This window comes from Desulfosporosinus shakirovi (assembly GCF_020595055.1).
Taxonomy (GTDB): domain Bacteria; phylum Bacillota; class Desulfitobacteriia; order Desulfitobacteriales; family Desulfitobacteriaceae; genus Desulfosporosinus; species Desulfosporosinus shakirovi.
The window spans coordinates 32,178-51,595 of the sequence record NZ_JAJDOO010000003.1; the positions used below are offsets into that span (position 1 = coordinate 32,178).

Genomic DNA, 19,418 nt, shown 5'->3' on the forward strand with positions numbered 1-19,418 from the left:
TAGTTTAGTTAAGTCTTGAGCTCTTCCGAATTATCATAACTTATCCGTAATCAACTCATTTACAATCGTCAGCAATTCCCTTTCGATAAACGACAAGGACTCTTTGCTGGAATAAAGTATATAAACGTTCGAGGGCTCACTTAACTCCTTAATAGGAATAACCTTGATCATACCACTTTCTACATATATATCTTCATAAGCCAAGATTTCAGGAAAAATAGCATAGCCGAAATCGTTACTGATTAGTTTCTTCAAAAGTTCAATATCTTCAACAATGACAGGTTTATGGAAGGACCGTTCTAAGTCTTTAGAATACTTGGAATAGACTTCTTTATATGAAATCATCCTCATATTCCTTAGTTCGGACTTACTGACCCATTCCTTAGCAGCCAAGGGATTCTTACTGCTTATAAAAAGAGACAATCTTAAACGCTCTCCACCTGGGATAAGCTCCCAGGCAATATCTTTTTCTTTGAGCTGTCTGATAAAATTGTATTCAAGATCTGCCCTGTAACTTATGATACCAATGGAATATATGCCTTTGTCCATCAGATCTACAATTTCGTAAAACGACGCCTCATGAATATGAAGATTAACCTCCGGATAAAGGTCTCGGAATTGCCTAAGAAGCCCCGGCACAATAGCCTTGGCAAAGGAAGCCGGCAGAGCCATCTGGAGATTTCGAATCGAGACCTTTGTCCCCTCCATAATTCCGATCATCCTGTCACTTAAGATCAGTATATTTTCAGCCAGCCTTAAAATTTCCTTCCCTTGCTCCGTAACAATAACTCCTGTATTGCTACGCTCGAATAATTTAAGACCCAGTTCCTCTTCAAGATTATTGACGGATACACTTAAAGAAGGTTGGCTGATAAACAAGTCGCTGGCCGCTTTGGAAATTGATTGTTGCTCTTGAATTTTAATAATTTGTTTTAACTGTTCTAGGCGCATTATAGGTTAGGCTCCTATGTATATTTTCTCGATTTGTCTCGATAATCATTTTAATCAGCTGCTTAGTTAACGGCGATAAGGGTTCAGTCCTGGAATATATTAGGTACATCGTCACTTTCATCTGATCCGTAACGTTTTCTATCCCTCGTACGTTAAGTAATCCTCGATCATAATAAATATCATTAAATAAGAAAAACCGTGGAAAAATCGCAATACCTTCATTGGCAGCGATAACTGATTTTAAAACCTCACGATTATAAACGACAATGGATTGATTCTTTGGTTTTATCCCAAACATTCTTAAAAAGCCTTCCGTTAAGCCGTAATAATCTATAAAGGTCATTTCTTCAAGATCCGCCAAGGTGACGACTTCTTTTTTTGCTAAATCATGCTGATTTCCAACGATTAAGCCAAAATAGTCCTTAATCACTTCTTGATAGGCAATATTGCGAGCATCAAGAAGCATCTTCATAGTATCATCCTGCTCATCAGGCCAGCCCGTAACGCCCAATAAGCAAGTCTTGTTGGCTACTTTCTCAATCACTTCTTGAGCTAAATCTTCTGTAATCATTAAGTTAACATTCGGGTAGATCTTATAAAAACCTTCAATGAGTTGGGACGCAAAGGCATTAAAAACAGCAGGTCCAAGGGTCAAACTCAAATTCCCCGCCAGATCCGACTCTCTGCTTCCAATTGTTTTCATTTCTTCAATATTATTGATAATTTCACGAGCCATCGCCAGAACTTCTCTGCCCTGACAGGTCGGGACGAGACCCGCTTTATTACGCCTAAAAATCTTATACCCCAATTCAGCTTCTAGATTCTTGATAGAATGACTAAGCTGCGGCTGGCCCATAAAGAAGGTTTTAGCCGCTTCAGATATTGATTTCTTATTGTAAATTTCAATAATATGCTGGAGCTGTTCTATGCGCATGTCCCACCTCAATCATCACCTAAACACAATTTCCTGTAATCCATAATAGCATTTAAAACTGATGATTGAAAGTTGAAAGACCCCACCCCTCTAATTAAGAAAGGCGGAGTCTTATTATTTTACTCCAACAGCATGATCGATTTCATTCATCCAATCAGCGAATGCTGTACAAGGAGTCGGGGGAGCAAGCTTAGTTTTCCTAAAAAGGGCATTATAGATTGTTTCAATCAGCGAAAAGGAATGCATTTGTTGATAAGCGCAATCCAAAATAGCACTCATAGATGGATGATCCTCCTTGATCGCTGGTGGTTGATAATTCACGGAAATCTGTCCTGCGTCATTTGTTGTAACTCTGATCGAATCCTTGATACGTTGGATCTCCTCTTTTGAATACTCGTACATACTAACTCCTCCTTCATCCGTTGTATTCGCTGCTGTTTCTTTGTGTCTCTATCATAATGCCTGGAATACCAGAAGTGAAATTGGAACTTGATATAAGTTGTATTAGTTTTTCCTATTTGTAAAGAATTGTTTCCCATTGCCTAGGGGAAGTTCCGCTAATTTGCTGCGCAGGTCATTACCCCTAACCTTATTGTAAATGGCATCATTATAGTAGAAAGCCAAGAATCCAAACGTTTTAGAAGAGCAGTTTACCACTTATGGGTAAGCTGCTCTTCTTTTTTTTGTTTATGTTTATACATTAACGCTCTTTTCTCAGCACAAAAGCCAGAGTCCCCCAGGTACGCTTTTGCTTCATCACCGATCCGGCAGCTCTCAACCGCTTTCCGGATATAAAAAAATATGTACCTGCAACATCAAATTTGCAGGTACATATTTAAATTTTCCAGGTCAATGATAAACCCTGCATTGTACACTATTTTATCAGTTTGGAGAGTTCCTTGAACAGAGGTGTACCTGATTGCTTCAGCAAATCAAAAACGACTGTTTCTGTGTTGGTAACGACTGCTCCCATAGATGACATCAGGGATAACCCATTAAGGTAATTCCCCTTGGTTCTTGAACACACCGCATCACCCACTACGAAAACCTGGTAACCATTGGCAAGTAAATCCCTGGCCGTTTGAAAAACACAAACATGGGTTTCCGTTCCTGTAATCATGATTTTCTTTCGTCCCAACCCCTTCAGTGCCGAAGTTACCTCACTTGTACAACCTGAAAAGAACGTCTTTTCGTAGGCCAACGATCCCTCGAGTTGGCTGCTTAGCTCTGAAACAGTCTTCCCCAGGCCTTTGGGGTATTGTTCTGTGGCGAGGATAGGAATACCTAATTTCTTGGCAGCGGAAATTAATGTGTTGGTGTTTTGAATAACCTGTTCTCCGTATTTCATCACAGGAACTAATTTTTCTTGAATATCGATGACCAATAGGACGACTTCAGCCTCATTTAGAACATATTTGTTCAAGGTTAACACTCCTCTCCAATATTATTCGGACATGATTCCTAAAGTATCCTCGTTGCTAATCACTTGTGCCAGTAACGTCAACACCTCCAAACCACTCCTTTGTTTTTCCACTCGGAATCCGGGTATGCTCACTATATTCAACACAAGGGCGATTTCTCCTTCAAGGGTTTATTTTTCCTTGCGATTTGGTCTTCCGTAGGTCCGCCTTCTCCTGAAGAATGTCCCAGAAACGATATTCAGTTGCATAAACTACGAATGAATAGATCAAATCCGAGAGGCTTACTCTAGCCACCTTAGATGTGATCTGATATACTCAATTTGGGCAGTATCATCAGAACTGCACCTTTTCATAGGAATCATTTAAGTATACTGCCTGTATCCATCGCGGACCGGGACAGAGGGATAAAACAGTCTATGTTTGAAAGGTCCCTTCTGCTAAAGGGACTTTTTTTGATGCCAAGCTTGTTTTGTCACCTCTCCTGAAAAAAGGAGGAAAAACAATGAAATCAACCAAAGACTTCTGGGAACTGAAAAATCAGAGCAAGAAAATTGTAATGGTTACAGCCTACGATTACCCCTCAGCCAAGCAGGTTGAGCAAGCTCAGGCGGACGTGATTCTTGTTGGCGACTCTCTGGGCAATGTTGTGCTGGGTTATGACTCAACAATTTATGTAACAATGGAAGATATGCTTCATCACGCTAAAGCGGTCAGACGCGGGGCTCCCAATACTTTCATCGTAGTAGACATGCCATTTATGAGCTATCACCTTTCAGTCAGAGATACACTTTTAAACGGTGCAAGGCTTATTCAGGAAACAGGAGCTAATGCAGTGAAAGTAGAAGGGGCTGATGAAGTACTCCCCCATATAAAAGCACTTGTCAAAGCAGGTATACCTGTGGTATCCCATCTGGGACTTACACCGCAATCCGTTGCTGTTCTCGGCGGATTTAAAGTGCAGGGCAAAGATGCCGAAGCCGCTAAGAAAATGTTAGAAGATGTAAAACGCTGCCAGGAAGCAGGAGCCTTTGCAATTGTTCTTGAATGTATTCCTCAACAGCTTGCCCAGGAAATATCAACGTCCTTATCAATTCCTACGATTGGAATCGGGGCAGGTGTCCATACCGACGGACAAGTTCTTGTTTACCATGACATTCTCACTTATGGCGTGAATCGAGTTCCCAAATTTGTCAAATCCTACGCAAATTCGGATGAACTAATGACTGAGGGCTTACGGACATATGTAAGTGAAGTAAGAAACAAGCTTTTTCCCGGCGACCAGCACAGTTATACGCTGAAAGAAGAAGAATTAAAAACTCTTTACGGAGGCAGGCAATAACATTTACCTCTCCCTAAATTAATTCAATTACTCCTTCATTTCTTTATATCTGCGAATATCTAAATGCCCATTCTTTTGTTATCTTCCTCCAGTCTCACCTATATGTGAGCCCGTTGCATATTAACAATCTTTGGGTATAATATAAGAAAAGGACTGACGTGTTGCAAGCACGCCAGCCCGGCAGATTGTCTAACCAAACGGTTAGCCCAAATTACAGGGTTCAGGCCGCCTCTAAAAACGAGGCGGCCTGATTTGTTTCTAGCCAAAGGTTAAACTTCAAGGGCTCTGTTCCTCACAGCGATGCGTATAGTTAAACAGAAACATTTTTGCTACCAATCCACTTTACCTTCTTCGGCTGCTTTTAAAGATAGTTCTATAGATGAGATTAGCGAAATAAGTTCCATCGAGTAGGAAAATCAGACCGTAAGAACTTTCGTAGTTTCATCTTTCAGGAAATCAGTCAATACCTGACCTGTATACATTACGTTTATGCCCATATTCTCTAAAACTTCCGACACCCCGTAACTATCGGCGCAAGCCTTGCAGGCCAAAACCTCCACCCCGGCCTGTTTTATTTTCGCCACGTATTCCTGCAATGGCTGATCTTCCGTAAGAAGTTTGGCCGAAGGCCCCCAAACAATCAGGGATACCTCATCCCACCATTCTTTAAGCTTTGAATTGAGGGTATACATTAAGGCCATTCGGATAGCAACTTCCCTATCCCCACTAGTCCAGATTACGACCAACTTATTGGGCAGATTCATACCGGCAACGCCTCCTTAACTTATTATGAGATTCAGGGATATTTCCATAAAGAACAGCAGCGACAGGCAGTAACTGCCACGGAAGGCTTTTTTCGCGTGATTGCGGGTGGTGATATTAGTCACTATTTCGTTTTAGTGCCCGATACTGCTGCTTGCTGCTGCTTGGTTTGTCATGAACGGTCATCTCGTCAAGCCAAGTTCCAAAGCGGGGCGCAAATAATTGCTGCTGAACCTCGGACGGTGCTTAAACCCAGCTTATACGTTATTATACTGTTCAAGTCGTTAGCATAAAAGATTTTTTTATTTCAAAAAATCAGCTTGGCAAAACTCGCCGGAAGGAGTTCCCACCTCAAAGGAGCATCAATCCCCACGATGGCTCCTTCCCGGGCATGTTCTGCTACGATATCCGCAATCATTTCGTCGCTGAAAACTTTGGACTCACAATAGACGATTTCTCCATTGTCAGCGATCACACAAATTCCCGATTCATTGGCATAGGTCCATGCTAAGTCGATTCCGATATAATGCATTTATTTACCTCCAAAAACCTTGGCATCAATTCAATCCTCACGCGAATCTGGTCTTATGGACAACGTTTGACATACCTTTCTTTTTCGCCGAACTTCCCGCTTTTCCTTCCACCAATCACCAAATATTTTAAAAACTATGCCAAGGAGCGTCCATTTGCGAACAAGCATGACTGCTCGATAAATTAGACTATAAAAGGGTACCCTATAGGTACCCCAAAAGCCAAAAACTAATCCTTACTTATGGATTCCAGCAACTTCTGAAGATAGTCGATTTGTTCCGGTGAAAGCTTTTTCGCGGTACTCAGTAATCGTTGGATCTCCGGTCCCAAGACCTGTTCTTCTTCTGTGAAGAATTCCGCAAGACTAATGCCGAGAGCAACACATATGCTTTCGAGGGAACCAAGTGAGGGTTTAGAATCGTTGGCTTCAATCTTATAAATTGTTGTCGGATCCAGTCCAACTTTCTTCGCTAAAACATTGGCTGAAATTCCAACTGTATTACGAAAGAACTTTATTCGCTGTCCGTAATTCATTTCATCACATCCTGAATATAATTCATGTTTAATTATATCTGAATCGCACAAATGTAAGTATCATGAGTTTAATTCAGTTTTCTGTATTGACATCATGAATATAATTCTATAGCCTTATAACCAGGGGTGGTCTTATTGGATACTATAAACAAGCAACTTAAAAAGATAAGAACGACACTCAAAATGACTCAAAAACAGCTTGCTGATTTAGTTCATATGGACGAAAGCATGATTAATAAAATCGAAAATGGTCATTCAACAGGCTCAATCCGAACCTTGACTAAACTCGCTGCCGCTCTCGGTGTTAGTATTGCCGAACTGATCGGAGAACAATCCCCTGAACAGCCGGAGGAAGACGATGTCCAGACAAGAACTCAGTGATTTTGAGATTGGCTATGAATATGTCCGTAAGCGCTATTCGTTTTTGTCCAACCATAGCTCCCAAGATTTATGGAAACTGGGAACCGCTTATCTGCAGACAAGGGGGGCTAATGCCGAGCTTTCCCGAGGCATGGGCTTCTATTTCTTGGAGTTAGGAATTAAAACCCGCCTTACTGAGATTACATCAGATCATTAGAAAATTAAGCATGTCCCAGAAACGACAACGTTGTCATTTCTGGGACATGCTTTGCTTCGTCATTTTTCAATTTCTCCTTAGTTGAATTTCCTTCCGGTGACCTAGTGAATTTGTAGCTAGAGGCTATTCTACCAAAATTCAACTTTTCATCCCAAGAAGGATGAGCACCTGATAAGGTCAAATTCGTCACCAGTGTCGAATTTGGATTACCGTCACTATTAATCCGGCAAAATCCTGCCAGTCGGGCTGGTTCAAAAATAGTTGGGAATTGAATCTATTGAACAATTCAAAAGTTCATTCCAGCTAACATCATTACAATATACCATGCAGACGCTTTTTTCATATCTTTGAAATTTCGAAGGCAATATTTTAAAGTTAAATCTTTTATAGAACTCAGGATTTATATCTGAAAATAAAAAAATAAACGAGTCTTCTTTTTCTTTTTGGAGGCAGTTTTTCAACAATTCCGTCGCATAACCTTGGCCGGCGTGAATTTTTGGTGTTAATACAGACCCAATACCATATGCTTTTTTCCCAGCAATATCCTTAAGCTTTAACATTATCAGAGAGCTGACAATTTCGCTATCCACATCTAGGACATACCTTGTACCATACACATCTTCCTTGGCATTATCGCTACAATATTGATCAAAGGTCCTGTTTTTGCTCCACTCTTTGTAACCTTCACTGAAGATAAAATTTCTCTCTTGGGGCAGCGCCTGTCTGAAAATCATCTTAATAGTCTCCTTTTTAGCATAGTACCGCAATAGAAATCACCATCATCTTCCCGGCGACATCCTGACCTCGCAAAACGGGATTAACATAGGTGTAATCTATCTATATTCACGAATTATTGTATTAACCTCTTCAGCTGAGCAGCTAAGTATATGCCAAGATCGATACAGATCGCGCTCTGCAGCAGGAACTCTATGGAAGGATCGTAAAGGATAGTAGCATTGGCCTTGACTTCGTCATCTCCCTCCCAAACAATAACACATAAAGGTACTTCCGGAAATGCTCTGAAAACTACGGAAGTATCGCCAAAGGGACCCGCTTGACCGCCCAAGGAGCGTGCTGCTGTCATTAATCGACCAGCCTGATGTCCGAACGCCTCGATCACCACTGAGATAGCCGTTTTATGAAACGCTGCATAAAATATCATTCCGCCCGGTATTTCTTTAACGCTCACCCATCTCGGAGAGGATTCCGGCAACGGCTGCGCATAAGCCAAGTAATTAAGGATAACAATCGTCGCCACCACATCAGGGACATGTCCGTCTGCTTTGCGGCAAATTGTCTCTTTAACGCTATCCGCGATATACTCCTCGTCAAAGAAGATTACATTGAACTGATGAGTGTCGCTACTGTATGAAACAGCCCGTACTGCGGTGATTTCGGCAGGGTCGCGTTTCTTAATATCCTGCCAATATTTTTCATAAACAACCCGGTAACCGGATTCAGTTTCCGTTTCCTTGTCGCCCATTTTTCGTTCACCATCCTCGCCGTCTTTTACACCAATTTTCACTATTCAAAGCCAAGAATCGTCTTCGAACCCCGAAGCTTCTTCTAAGACAGGGCGAAAAAACTCTAGTCTAAGCATCTAAACCCGCTTCCTATAAGACTCCTCCACTCTCTCATCACACCACCCAACAATCCAGGCCTTCTCTTCCTGTGTCATCCTCTTCCAAACATGCCGATTAAACTCCACATACTCAATATCCCGACACCGGCTCCTAAATCGCATATGGGTCTTCAACCCTTGGCTGTCCAGAACTCCTGAAGCTCTTCCCCTAACTTGGCGTTTAATAAGTCCAGGTACTCTGGGCCCGAAACCTTTTCGATAATGGCTTTCTTGCCGCTGTCTTCGATGATCTGGGGTATCCGAACTGGTCGGAGAACAATCCCCTGAACAGCAAGTACGGCTCCCCCTAAAGAAAGAACTAGACATTTAGGAAACACCCCATTATAATAAATGCAAATGAAATGCATTTGCATCAGGGACAAGGGTAGGAAGGACTGTTATTTATTCAACGTATACTAGCATATACTATATGTATTTTACTTATTTTAGCAGGATATCTATACAGCAATAACCTTAACCCTATTCCTCCGGTTCCGCCTGAAATTATGTCAAAAGGTTTAGTCCTGGATATGACGGAAATGGAAGTTACACAAGGAATAACCAGCCAGCCCGGGGAAAAACAATGGCTTGTTAACGTCGAGATAAAAGACGGACCCTACACAGGGCGTACTTTAGATACGATTCATTACTACGGAGCCAGTCCTGCTTATGATATCATGGTTTATCCGGGAGATGAAGTTATTCTGAGTCTGGTCGTAGAAGATAATCTTTTACAAGAAGCCCACATTGCCGACTTTGCCAGAGACAAATACCTCAAATGGGTGTTTCTAATATTTATTGCCTCAATCTTACTGATTGGTGCTCGTCAGGGCATTAAAACCATCTTTTCCCTTGGGATTACAGGGTGGGCCGTTGTTAAGATACTGCTGCCAGCGATCTTGACCGGCAAAGACCCTATAACGATTACGATCATTGTATGCTCAGGAATAACCGTCATAACCCATATGCTTATCACTGGATTCACAAAAAAATCTCTTGCCGCTATTTCTGGCACTACAATAGGTATTGTCATCGGAGGCCTATTGGCTAAATATGTTATATCCCTTACCCGGATCACCGGCCTAGCTACTGAGGAAAGTCGACTCCTTTTTTTCAGCTTTCAAGAGGGGCAGATAAATATTACAGGAATTCTCTTTGCTGGAATCGTGCTCGGTTCTCTTGGAGCAGTAATGGATGTGGCCATGTCCATTGCATCCAGCATATATGAAATCTACCTGGCTAACCCCAAACTCTCCTTTAAACAACTTGTAGGAAGTGGTCTTAACGTAGGTAGGGATGTTATTGGCACTATGTCTAATACTCTGATTCTTGCCTACACCGGCAGCGCTCTGCCCTTAATGCTGCTTGTCTTAGCAAACAATATTCCATACCTGAAATATATTAACCTCGATATGATCGCGACAGAAATATTACGAGCCCTTTCCGGCAGCATCGGTCTATTTATTGCAGTTCCTTTCACTGCCCTGATCAGCGCCGCTTTGTACAAACATAGCTTCCGAGGAAACTCTGGGAAGCAACCCATGAAGGGTTAGTCCGGCGGTAGCCCAGAGATCAAGCATAAATGCCAGAATGATGTGAAAGCTGATGCCACGGAAGGGATTGTCAAATTCTGAAGGTTTCTGAAGAATCTGCCTAGGGGATTGAATCTTTAGACAGCCTCGTTTATACTTAACCCAGCAAACTTGCTGCCGGTGCAACAACTGAATAATTGGGATGAGTTATTCCTTTCGTGAGCGAAAGGAATTGAAAAGGGAAGTCAGTCAAAGCTGACGCGGTGCCCGCCACTGTGAGAGGGAGTTGACTACATAATGTCACTGGATTTTTCCGGGAAGACGTGAGTTAACGATGAACTTGAGCCAGGAGACCTGCTTATACCAAACTTGAAACGACCTACGGGATGTTAGGAGGTGGATACTATCTTGCTGTATTTATCCGATACAGGCTAGTATTTTTTAACCCTTCCGTTTGAGAAGGGTTTTTCTATTTGTATGGGTATTTGAGGTTAGAAGTTGAAAATGATCATTATTATAGAGCCTATTTGGGTAGAGGAGGAGATCAAAATTATGATGTTTGCAAATCCCTCATTAGCGAAACTCGCTCTTCACCGGCTGGCAGCCCTGCTGCTGCCGCTTCTTTTAGTATTATCCGGATGCAGTTCCCCGGCCCAAACTCCCAATACCTCAGCGGCTGATCCAGCCACCAAGAATGAGCTGGTTCTGGCCGTGGGCAAAACCGATACAGGTGTCTTTGACCCTAAAAAGGGCTGGGGCACCCACGCCCAGATTCGCCTGACCCACAGCTCTCTGCTGAAAATCGACTCAGATCTAAATTTCATCGGCGACCTGGCCAAATCCTATCAAATCAGCGACGACGCCTTAATCTGGACTTTCCCCCTGCGGGAGGATGTTAAGTTTTCTAACGGCAATCCCGTCACTGCGGAGGATGTGAAATACACCTATGAAATGCTGCAAGAGGATGGCATTAAATATGATTTATCCTTCGTCAAATCAATTGCGGCCACTGACCCCCATACCATCGTTATCATATGGCCCAGGAATTGGGGATCAAAATCAATGCTATAGGCGCAACCTGGGATGAAATTTACGTCAAAGGCAAGGAAAATGCGGTCATGTGGGGCGGCGGACGCCACCATGCCCATCAATTGTACACCATGTATTCCTCTAAAGTCTTTAATCAGGGCTATAACAATATGACCCATTACACAAACCCGGCGGTAGATGAGTATTTGGATAAGGCCATGCATGCCTCCACCCAGGAAGAGGCCAATAAGTACTGGAAGCTGGCCCAGTGGGATGGCCAAACAGGCTTCAGCCCCCTTGGGGATATTCCCATCATCTGGCTGGCGCGAGTGGATCACCTCTATTTGGCCAACGAAAAACCGGATGTGGGCAAACAGCCTATTCATTCTCACAGTCACGAATGGGCTCTCTTTGGCAATATCTCAGAATGGACCTGGGGCAAGTAACGGACAGATGAAATGCCCATTTTCTCTGTTGAAAGGAGGAATTATCGTGGTCAAGAAAATTCTGATCCGCCTGCTTCGGGTTGCTACCCTGCTGATCGGACTATCCATTCTGACCTTTTCACTGATCCACATCTCCCCCATGTATCCCATCAACACCTATGTCGGCGGAGACAGCTCCACCTCACCTGAACAAATCGAAAAGCTCAGGGAATACTGGGGTTTGAACAAAAGTCCCGTGGAACAGTATTTTTCCTGGGCAGGCGCTCTGCTGCAAGGCAATTTCGGAGTATCCAAACTTTACCGTACTCCGGTCATGGACATCATCAAGAGCCGGGCCATGATGTCCTTTGCCCTAATGGGCACAGCCTGGATACTGTCGGGATTCTTCGGCTATCTCTTAGGCGCCCTTTCCGCCCTGCACCGGGGCAAAACCCTAGATAAAATCATTAAGTGGTACAGCTTTACCCTGGTTTCCACCCCCATCTTTTGGTTGGGGCTGATTTTGCTGATTGTTTTTTCAGTGCAACTCCAATGGTTTCCCGTGGGATTGGCGGCACCGGCGGGAGTTTTGGACAGTGAAGTGCAGTTCAGCGACCGGCTGCATCATTTTGTCTTGCCGGCCCTAACCCTTAGTATTTTGGGGGTTGCCAGTATTGCTCTGCATACCCGAGAAAAAATGATTGATATTTTGAATAGCGAATATGTGATTTTCGCCAAAGCCCGGGGGGAAAACAAGTGGCAGATTTTCAAGAACCACGGCTTTCGTAATTCAATTCTGCCGGCTATCTCCCTGCAATTCGCCTACTTCGGCGAGCTCTTCGGCGGTTCCGTCCTGGCCGAGCAAGTGTTTTCTTATCCGGGACTTGGCAGTACTTTGACCACCGCCGGCTTAAAGGGCGACTTGCCCTTGCTGATGGGGATTATTCTGGTCAGCTCCTTATTTGTCTTCACAGGGAATTTTATCGCGGATATTTTAAATACCGTTGTGGATCCGCGCATCAAGGGGGAAGTCTGAAATGATAATGACAAGGACAGAGCATAATGTGAGAAAGAAAATGCTTCAACTCCTTGTCTTTTCTTCCCTTCTTTTATTACTCCTCCTCCTACTCAGCTTTATCTTGAGCGATGAAAACCTGCGCCTGAGCTCCGCCGGAAAAAACCTGCCGCCTAGTCTTGAACACCTCTTTGGTACAGATTGGCTGGGTCGGGATATGTTTACGCGAACCCTCAAGGGGCTGCGCTTATCCTTGGCAGTGGGAGCCTTTGCTTCAATAATGAGTGTGATTGTGGCAACTGTCATGGGAATCTGCGCCGCGACCTTCGGCAAAGTAGTGGATAATACAGTCTCCTGGGTCATCGACCTGTTCATTGGCATGCCCCACCTGGTTTTTATGATTTTGATCTCCTTCATCGCCGGCGGCGGAATTAAGGGGATCGTACTGGGAGTTTCCTTAACCCATTGGATGTCCCTGGCTCGGGTCGTGCGCTCAGAGGTCCTGCAGATCAAGCATTCCGAATATATTCAGATTTCCCAAAGCTATGGAAAATCCCCCTGGTTTATTGCCAGAAAACATATACTACCCTTTGTACTTCCCCAAATTATGATTGGCTTTCTGCTGATGTTCCCTCATGTCATTTTACATGAAGCAGCCCTGACCTTTTTGGGCTTCGGCCTTTCTCCCCAGACTCCTGCCATCGGTATTATTCTCTCCGAGGCCATGAGCCATATTTCCACCGGGAAATGGTGGCTGGTTTTCTTCCCCGGAGTGCTGCTGGTGGTTGTGATTAAGAGCTTTGATAACATCGGAGAGCAGCTGCGTATTTTAATGGAGCCTTCCAGCTCCAATAAATAGGAGGATTAAAAATGAGAGCTGGGCAAAAAAAGCCGCTCTTGCAGGTGGATATCCATGAGGGAGAGATTGTGGCTGTGGTCGGCGCCAGCGGTTCGGGAAAGAGCTTGCTGGCCCATGCCGTGCTGGGGATCCTGCCCGGCAACGCTATTTGTGAAGGACGGATCATCTATCGGGGGGAAGAACTGACGGAAGAACGCAAGCTGAGGCTGCGGGGGCGGGAAATCTCCTTCATCCCTCAATCCGTCAATTATCTGGATCCCCTCCTGCGAGTGGGCAAACAGGTCCAGATCGGTTTGGAGAAAAGCACAGCCCAGCTAAAACAGCGGGAACTGTTCCGGCAGTATGATTTGCAGGAAAGGGACGGCCAGCTCTTTCCCTATGAACTTTCCGGCGGTATGCTGCGCCGGGTGCTCTTTGCCACCAGTGTTCGGGAAGGTGTCCGGCTGGTCATTGCCGATGAACCCACCCCCGGCATTCACCCCCAAGCCCTGGCGGAAATTTTAAAGCAGCTCAAAACCTTTGCCGAGGAAGGTGCCAGGGTCATGCTGATTACCCACGACATCATGTCAGCCTTGGAAATTGCCCACCGGGTGGCTGTCATTAAGGACGGGTGCACCGTGGAGATTGCTGAGGCCTCGGCCTTTGAGGGGAGAGGCGAAGGTCTTAAAACCGAATACACCCAACGACTGTGGAGTGCCTTGCCGCAAAATGACTTTGATGGGGAGTTTATAGAGAAAGGGGCGGTGGGCCATGGCTTTAGTGGGAAATAACCTGGGCTTCTATTATCAGAAAGACCGCTGGATCTTTAAGAATATCAGCCTTGCCGTCGCCCCCGGCGAAGTGCTGGGCCTGTCCGGCTACAGCGGCTGCGGCAAAACCACCCTGGCCCGGGTTTTGGCCGGATATGTTTCGTCCCGGGAAGGACGGGTCTCCTTGGATGGGGGCACATGGGGAAAAGGGAAATTTCGGCCGGTGCAGCTTATTTATCAGCATCCGGAAAAGGCCATTGACCCCAAATGGCGGATGGGGGAGGTGCTGACGGAAGCCTATAAGCCCGAGCCGGATATTCTGGAGGCTTTTGAGATTCGGGAGGAATGGCTAAAGCGCTGGCCCATTGAACTTTCCGGCGGTGAATTGCAGCGTTTTTGCATTGTGCGGGCCCTGCATCCCCAGACAAAGTATATCATTGCCGATGAGATGACCACCATGCTGGATGCCATTACCCAGGCCAAAATATGGCACAGCCTGCTTAACATCTGTCAAAGCAGAAAGCTCGGCTTGATTGTCGTAAGCCATGAAAAAAGCCTGCTGGGACGAGTCTGTGACCGGATGTATGAGGTGGGCCATGGCTAATTCCTGCCCAGGTTAAATTATCCTAATTTGCCAAGTCCTGTGCTTTGCAAGTTCTCCGCTGCTTCAAGGATATAATTGGAGATGCCAATAATCAGCTCTGATTCTCTGCCCGGATTTCAATGGTGATGGACAGGGAAAGAATCTGATACTCCACTCCGGAAGGATAACCTTTTTCCCTGCCAATGAGATAGTTCCGCTTTGAAAATCCATCGGTTTCTCAAGTATGGCCAAGGCAGCCTCGGCATCGGGCGCTTCCCGTACAATAAATCCTTCTCTGCTCAATAGAATATGAATGTTCTCCCTGATCTCCGGATCGTCATCCACGATGAGAATCCTTGTCCCCTCTGTGAGAGGGTGTCCCTCCTTGTTTTGAAAAATGCTCCGTAACAGCTTTGACTGCTGCGATAACCTGCAGATGGAGACGAAGGAACCCTCCTTAAATTTCAAACTTCATTCCCATTGAGAAAGCCTGTCCTATGCCAAGCGCATTGTCACGCGCACAAAAAATCACCCCCAACGTCTTCGCGAACGACGGGCAACGTCCCATCGCGAAGGCCGATCTTCTTGTCGATAAACGGTTCCTTCGTTAATCGCATAAAGGATTTAAACTCCTTTCGCACTTCACGTGGCGCATTAGGCAACACGTGCCAATTGTCCCTTTCATCAACAAAGAATTTGTTGTCTATAAAATTCGATCTTCTAGTGATCATCAAATTTAACTTGCTTTTACACAACTTCACGATGCTACCATAATATTTATGCTTTTTAAAGATAGTTGTTTCTCCTTATCAATACTTTTTTTATTCATGATTCTTGTCACACTCATTAGCGCAGGTCTAGCATCATCAGGCATAAATGGTAATATCAACTTTGTTGCGAAAAATCAATTCAATCGTTTTCATAATTATTATGTAGTTACTTTTTTAGAAGCCTCTCTTGGGTCTCTTCTTCCAGAGCATCCTTGCATATCATAAATTTGTAGCCGTTAACCATTGAAGATATGGTACCGTCATCATCCAAGAGATCTTGGCGGATGACCATATAAAGGTGGCTCAATAAGAAAATCGCGTATCCCCAGGCGACCAGGTGGTGAAGATTACGAACCTGATACTCGCCTCGAAAATTAACAACAACCCAGCCAAACAGGGTTTGCAGAATTCCATTCGGGTTACTGCCTCCGCGCATAGCAAAGCCCGTGAAAATCATAAAAAGACTGGAAATCCAAATGAAGATGAGATACATAAGTTGAGCAAGAGCATTATGACCCACTTTGACTGTATGTTCCGGTGCCAGAAATGTATAGTACTTAAAGGTCGCCACAACATCCTGCCAGAAATCCTTTTTCCAAAATCGGAATTTTGAGTACTCATTTCCTGCCCAATACCAATACAGCCGAAATAACATATTCGTTGTGAACGCATAGGCGAATACGCCATGCCAGTAACGCACATTTCCCATAAAAAAGTTCTGAACTGCCTCACCTGGTGACACAAAAATAGGGTATCCGATATACATTCCGGTTAGAAATAAAACTGTAATAGCCACAGCGTTAACCCAATGAAATAGACGTATTGGAAATTGCCAGACATAGACCTGACGTCTAAGAATACCCATCTTCAAACTCCTCCTTTCTTAAAGTATCCTAACCTTCAGAATTTCCTCCCCTGTAGGTGTCAATAGATGGGTAGCACAGGCTAAACAGGGATCAAAGGAATGAATGGTGCGAAGCACTTCCAAAGGCTGGTCTTCGTTGACTATGGGGGTGTCCAGTAACGAGGATTCGTAAGGCCCTTTCTGACCGGAGTCATCTCGTGGGGATGCATTCCAAGTCGTTGGAACCACGGCTTGATAGTCACTGACTTTGCCATTGTTAATCTTCACCCAATGTCCTAAGGCTCCCCGGGGTGCCTCTGCAAAGCCAACCCCCTGGGCTTGAGCAGGCCATTTCTCCGGCTCCCATTTTTCTCCGTTAAAGGTCTGACTGTCCCCTGCTTTAATGTTAGCCACTAAATCCGAATAAAATCCCGCTAATTGATTTACTAAGTATTTTGATTCTAAGGCCCGTGCTAGAGTTCGACCCAAGGTGGAGAAGAGAGCTGTCACCGGGAGATCCAAACGCTGAAGGGCATCATCTACCAGCCCTTTAATCTCTTTGTTTCCTCTGGCATAGGCAATGACAAATCGTGCTAAAGGACCAACTTCCATGGCATGCCCCTGCCAACGTGGTGCCTTAATCCAACTGTACCCTTTTTTCTCATCTACGTTAGTATAAGGCGGCCTCGGTCCATCATATGAGGCTTCCGTCTTTCCCTGCCAGGGATGTAATCCCGCTTTAGGATCGTCGTAACGATACCAAGAATGAGAGACAAATTCTTGGATTTGCTTAGGATCTTTGAGATCGATATCGTACACCTTGCTGAGGTCTCGGTCTAATACAACTCCACTGGGAAACAAGAAGCTCTCCGGTTCACGGATATCACCGATTGGTATTCCTCCATAAGCCAGGTAATTTCCGCCTCCCCCACCATAAAGATCCTGCTTGTAAAAACTCGCAATGGCAAAAATATCCGGGATGAGCACCTGATCCACAAAGACTTGAGCCTCATCGATTTTGGTCTTCACCAAATTCAAGCGTTCCATATTAATCACACTATTGTCATCCATGTTTAGGGTACTGGCCATCCCCCCTACTAAATAGTTGGGATGAGGATTTTTCCCACCGAAGATAGTGTGAATCTTGGCCACTTCTTTCTGCCAGCTTAAGGCTTCTATATAGTGAGCAACCCCCATCAAATTAGCCTCCGGAGGTAAGCGATAGGCAGGATGTCCCCAATAGGCATTGGCAAAAATTCCAAGTTGACCGCTTTCGACTAAGGTTTTTACTTTCGTCTGCACATCCCGAAAATAGCCATCCGAGGAGTTAGGCCAGTTAGAGATGGATCGGGCCAGCGCACTTGTCTGAACCGGATCAGCCTTAAGGGCACTGACGACATCAATCCAGTCAAAACCATGCAGATGATAAAAATGAATCACGTGGTCTTGGACAAATTGGGTTGCGGTCATGATATTGCGAATATAATTAGCGTTTTTAGGGATTCGTATATCCAGCGCATCTTCAACCGCTCGAATCGAGGCTAAAGCATGAATATGGGTACATACGCCACAGATCCTTTGGACAAAGGCCCATACATCTCGAGGATCCCTGTTTTCAACTATTTTTTCAATTCCTCTAAAGACAGTACCTGCACTAACCGCATCAATGATGCGATTTCCCTCGACGACTGCCTCAATACGCAAATGTCCTTCGATTCGGGTAATAGGGTCAATTACGATTCTTGTCATGGTTTGATTCCTTTCTGTTCTTTTCATGGTTTTTTACAACGGCCGTCATTCCCGCGTGGGCTGCAACTGCGATTCCTGTTAGTCCCAGAATCCCTGCCCCTATGGTATCCGCATCTTTGCCGATGGCATTGTTAGGGATCGATGCTAAGCGTGTATAAAAGGGAGTATTATCGAAGTAATTGTTTTCTGAACAGCCGATACAAGGATGACCTGATTTAATAGGGTAACTCACCCCGTCATTCCATTCTGTAATAGCACAAGCATTATAGGTCGTTGGACCTTTACATCCAATCTTATACAGACACCATCCTTGCTTTGCTCCGGCGTCATCGAAGGTCTCCACAAACTGACCGGCATCAAAGAAGGCCCGTCGTACACAATTATCATGAACACGATGTTGATAGAATGCCTTCGGTCTCCCCAAGTTCGTCAGCTCCGGTATTTTCCCATAGGTAAGATAGTGGACGATGGTCCCTGTAATTACTTCGGCAATGGGAGGACACCCCGGCACATCAATAACCGGCTTGTTTTTGACAACCTTCCGAATTGGAACAGCTTGGGTAGGATTAGGATAAGCACCTTGTACACAGGCATTTGTAGCACACGAACCATAGGCAATGACCGCCGCGGCACCATCCGCGACTTCTTTCAGAAGCTCTGTCGATGACTTACCGCCAATAGTACAATAAACTCCCCCATCACCTAGGGTTGCGCTTCCCTCTACTATTAATAAGTACGCTCCTGGGTATTCCTTCATCGTCTTTAAGCGAACCTCTTCAGCTTGTTTTCCTGCGGCCGCTTGTAATGGCTCCATGTAGTCCAAAGAAATCATATTAAAGATCAGATCTGAAATAAGCGGATGGGCAGAGCGCAACAAGGATTCCGTACAACACGTGCATTCCTGTAAATTAAGGTAAATCACAGGTAAGCGCGGTTTGCTTTCAAGGGCCTGAACAATCTTAGGGAATTCGGTGGCATCCAGTCCCAGCATAGCACCCGTTAAGGCGCAGAATTTGAGAAAATCCCTCCTGGTAACTCCTCTGCGACGGGCCAACTGATAATAACTCTCGGATTCTGACAATCTTAACCCTCCCTCAATTCTTGGTTATTCCTAATCAAAGCAAATTCATAGTTATTCTTTGAAATTTGATGGTCAATTATTCCAAACAGCAAATTCAGTCCTTTCGGAATCA

Annotated in this window: 25 protein-coding genes, 1 pseudogene and 1 riboswitch; of the genes and pseudogenes, 10 read left to right on the forward strand and 16 right to left on the reverse strand. The window is 44.6% G+C overall.

The window, feature by feature from the left end:
* Nucleotides 1–33: 33 nt before the first annotated feature.
* The 5 genes from LJE72_RS03585 to LJE72_RS26145 form a co-directional block, all read right to left on the reverse strand.
* On the reverse strand, nt 34–951 hold the full coding sequence (locus tag LJE72_RS03585; RefSeq protein ID WP_229246262.1) for a LysR family transcriptional regulator: 918 nt from the start codon (nt 949–951) through the stop codon (nt 34–36).
* The gene (locus tag LJE72_RS03590) at nt 920–1,885 is read right to left on the reverse strand and encodes a LysR family transcriptional regulator (RefSeq protein ID WP_229246263.1); all 966 of its coding nucleotides are present in this window, start codon (nt 1,883–1,885) and stop codon (nt 920–922) included. Before LJE72_RS03590 ends, LJE72_RS03585 begins: the two co-directional genes overlap by 32 nt.
* Nucleotides 1,886–1,999: 114 nt before the next feature.
* Entirely contained in the window at nt 2,000–2,287 is a 288-nt protein-coding gene (locus LJE72_RS03595; protein WP_229246264.1) for a hypothetical protein, read from the reverse strand.
* Between the two features lie 472 nt (nt 2,288–2,759).
* Nucleotides 2,760–3,308, reverse strand: coding sequence for a hydrolase (locus LJE72_RS03600; protein ID WP_229246265.1), 549 nt, complete (start codon nt 3,306–3,308; stop codon nt 2,760–2,762).
* A gap of 21 nt (nt 3,309–3,329) precedes the next feature.
* Nucleotides 3,330–3,452 (reverse strand): hypothetical protein, encoded by a 123-nt coding sequence (locus tag LJE72_RS26145; RefSeq protein WP_282437825.1) that lies wholly within the window; start codon nt 3,450–3,452, stop codon nt 3,330–3,332.
* Between the two features lie 356 nt (nt 3,453–3,808).
* Between LJE72_RS26145 and panB the strand changes: the two genes are divergently transcribed.
* The gene (gene panB / locus LJE72_RS03605; protein WP_229246266.1) at nt 3,809–4,645 is read left to right on the forward strand and encodes a 3-methyl-2-oxobutanoate hydroxymethyltransferase; all 837 of its coding nucleotides are present in this window, start codon (nt 3,809–3,811) and stop codon (nt 4,643–4,645) included.
* 416 nt (nt 4,646–5,061) lie between these two features.
* Here panB and LJE72_RS03610 read toward each other — a convergent pair whose 3' ends face one another.
* The 4 genes and pseudogenes from LJE72_RS03610 to LJE72_RS03620 all read right to left on the reverse strand — a co-directional run bounded on the left by LJE72_RS03610 (nt 5,062) and on the right by LJE72_RS03620 (nt 6,472).
* A complete protein-coding gene (locus LJE72_RS03610) occupies nt 5,062–5,409 on the reverse strand; it encodes a DsrE family protein (RefSeq protein ID WP_229246267.1) in 348 nt (115 codons plus the stop codon).
* Between the two features lie 180 nt (nt 5,410–5,589).
* A pseudogene (locus tag LJE72_RS26675) lies at nt 5,590–5,634 on the reverse strand (hypothetical protein); the annotation flags it as partial.
* A gap of 80 nt (nt 5,635–5,714) precedes the next feature.
* On the reverse strand, nt 5,715–5,939 hold the full coding sequence (locus LJE72_RS03615) for a DUF429 domain-containing protein (RefSeq protein ID WP_229246268.1): 225 nt from the start codon (nt 5,937–5,939) through the stop codon (nt 5,715–5,717).
* A 227-nt stretch (nt 5,940–6,166) separates the two neighbouring features.
* Nucleotides 6,167–6,472 (reverse strand): helix-turn-helix domain-containing protein, encoded by a 306-nt coding sequence (locus LJE72_RS03620; RefSeq protein ID WP_229246269.1) that lies wholly within the window; start codon nt 6,470–6,472, stop codon nt 6,167–6,169.
* Between the two features lie 126 nt (nt 6,473–6,598).
* Here LJE72_RS03620 and LJE72_RS03625 point away from each other — a divergent pair, with 126 nt between their 5' ends.
* Together LJE72_RS03625 and LJE72_RS03630 are read left to right on the forward strand one after the other, a co-directional pair.
* Nucleotides 6,599–6,853, forward strand: coding sequence for a helix-turn-helix domain-containing protein (locus tag LJE72_RS03625; RefSeq protein WP_229246270.1), 255 nt, complete (start codon nt 6,599–6,601; stop codon nt 6,851–6,853).
* A complete protein-coding gene (locus LJE72_RS03630; RefSeq protein WP_229246271.1) occupies nt 6,831–7,049 on the forward strand; it encodes a hypothetical protein in 219 nt (72 codons plus the stop codon). The genes LJE72_RS03625 and LJE72_RS03630 overlap by 23 nt, the downstream gene beginning before the upstream one ends.
* 251 nt (nt 7,050–7,300) lie before the next feature.
* Here LJE72_RS03630 and LJE72_RS03635 read toward each other — a convergent pair whose 3' ends face one another.
* From LJE72_RS03635 to LJE72_RS03645, 3 genes are all read right to left on the reverse strand, one after another.
* Nucleotides 7,301–7,783 (reverse strand): GNAT family N-acetyltransferase, encoded by a 483-nt coding sequence (locus LJE72_RS03635; RefSeq protein ID WP_229246272.1) that lies wholly within the window; start codon nt 7,781–7,783, stop codon nt 7,301–7,303.
* A gap of 116 nt (nt 7,784–7,899) precedes the next feature.
* Nucleotides 7,900–8,532 (reverse strand): DUF3786 domain-containing protein, encoded by a 633-nt coding sequence (locus LJE72_RS03640; RefSeq protein WP_229246273.1) that lies wholly within the window; start codon nt 8,530–8,532, stop codon nt 7,900–7,902.
* Nucleotides 8,533–8,801: 269 nt separating this feature from the next.
* Complete coding sequence (locus tag LJE72_RS03645; RefSeq protein ID WP_229246274.1) at nt 8,802–9,008, reverse strand: nucleoside triphosphate pyrophosphohydrolase family protein; 207 nt, start codon at nt 9,006–9,008, stop codon at nt 8,802–8,804.
* A gap of 201 nt (nt 9,009–9,209) precedes the next feature.
* Here LJE72_RS03645 and LJE72_RS03650 point away from each other — a divergent pair, with 201 nt between their 5' ends.
* The 7 genes from LJE72_RS03650 to LJE72_RS03680 all read left to right on the forward strand — a co-directional run bounded on the left by LJE72_RS03650 (nt 9,210) and on the right by LJE72_RS03680 (nt 14,883).
* Nucleotides 9,210–10,223: a YibE/F family protein gene (locus LJE72_RS03650; RefSeq protein ID WP_229246275.1), complete on the forward strand. Its 1,014-nt coding sequence runs from the start codon at nt 9,210–9,212 to the stop codon at nt 10,221–10,223.
* A gap of 166 nt (nt 10,224–10,389) precedes the next feature.
* Nucleotides 10,390–10,578: riboswitch (cobalamin riboswitch) on the forward strand.
* Nucleotides 10,579–10,706: 128 nt separating this feature from the next.
* Nucleotides 10,707–11,273: an ABC transporter substrate-binding protein gene (locus LJE72_RS03655; RefSeq protein WP_229246276.1), complete on the forward strand. Its 567-nt coding sequence runs from the start codon at nt 10,707–10,709 to the stop codon at nt 11,271–11,273.
* Nucleotides 11,249–11,677 (forward strand): periplasmic substrate-binding domain-containing protein, encoded by a 429-nt coding sequence (locus LJE72_RS03660; RefSeq protein WP_229246277.1) that lies wholly within the window; start codon nt 11,249–11,251, stop codon nt 11,675–11,677. The genes LJE72_RS03655 and LJE72_RS03660 overlap by 25 nt, the downstream gene beginning before the upstream one ends.
* A gap of 46 nt (nt 11,678–11,723) precedes the next feature.
* Nucleotides 11,724–12,692, forward strand: coding sequence for an ABC transporter permease (locus tag LJE72_RS03665; protein ID WP_229246278.1), 969 nt, complete (start codon nt 11,724–11,726; stop codon nt 12,690–12,692).
* A gap of 1 nt (nt 12,693) precedes the next feature.
* Nucleotides 12,694–13,530, forward strand: coding sequence for an ABC transporter permease (locus LJE72_RS03670; RefSeq protein ID WP_229246279.1), 837 nt, complete (start codon nt 12,694–12,696; stop codon nt 13,528–13,530).
* A gap of 11 nt (nt 13,531–13,541) precedes the next feature.
* Nucleotides 13,542–14,300 (forward strand): ATP-binding cassette domain-containing protein, encoded by a 759-nt coding sequence (locus LJE72_RS03675; protein WP_229246280.1) that lies wholly within the window; start codon nt 13,542–13,544, stop codon nt 14,298–14,300.
* Nucleotides 14,281–14,883, forward strand: a complete 603-nt coding sequence (locus LJE72_RS03680; protein WP_229246281.1) for an ABC transporter ATP-binding protein — start codon at nt 14,281–14,283, stop codon at nt 14,881–14,883. Before LJE72_RS03675 ends, LJE72_RS03680 begins: the two co-directional genes overlap by 20 nt.
* A 63-nt stretch (nt 14,884–14,946) precedes the next feature.
* Here the strand turns inward: LJE72_RS03680 and LJE72_RS03685 are convergent, their stop codons facing one another.
* From LJE72_RS03685 to LJE72_RS03700, 4 genes are all read right to left on the reverse strand, one after another.
* Complete coding sequence (locus tag LJE72_RS03685) at nt 14,947–15,330, reverse strand: response regulator (protein ID WP_229246282.1); 384 nt, start codon at nt 15,328–15,330, stop codon at nt 14,947–14,949.
* 468 nt (nt 15,331–15,798) lie between these two features.
* Entirely contained in the window at nt 15,799–16,497 is a 699-nt protein-coding gene (cybH, locus tag LJE72_RS03690) for a Ni/Fe-hydrogenase, b-type cytochrome subunit (protein ID WP_229246283.1), read from the reverse strand.
* Nucleotides 16,498–16,515: 18 nt separating this feature from the next.
* A complete protein-coding gene (locus LJE72_RS03695) occupies nt 16,516–18,225 on the reverse strand; it encodes a nickel-dependent hydrogenase large subunit (RefSeq protein WP_229246284.1) in 1,710 nt (569 codons plus the stop codon).
* A complete protein-coding gene (locus tag LJE72_RS03700; RefSeq protein WP_229246285.1) occupies nt 18,206–19,306 on the reverse strand; it encodes a hydrogenase small subunit in 1,101 nt (366 codons plus the stop codon). Before LJE72_RS03700 ends, LJE72_RS03695 begins: the two co-directional genes overlap by 20 nt.
* Nucleotides 19,307–19,418 lie beyond the last annotated feature (112 nt).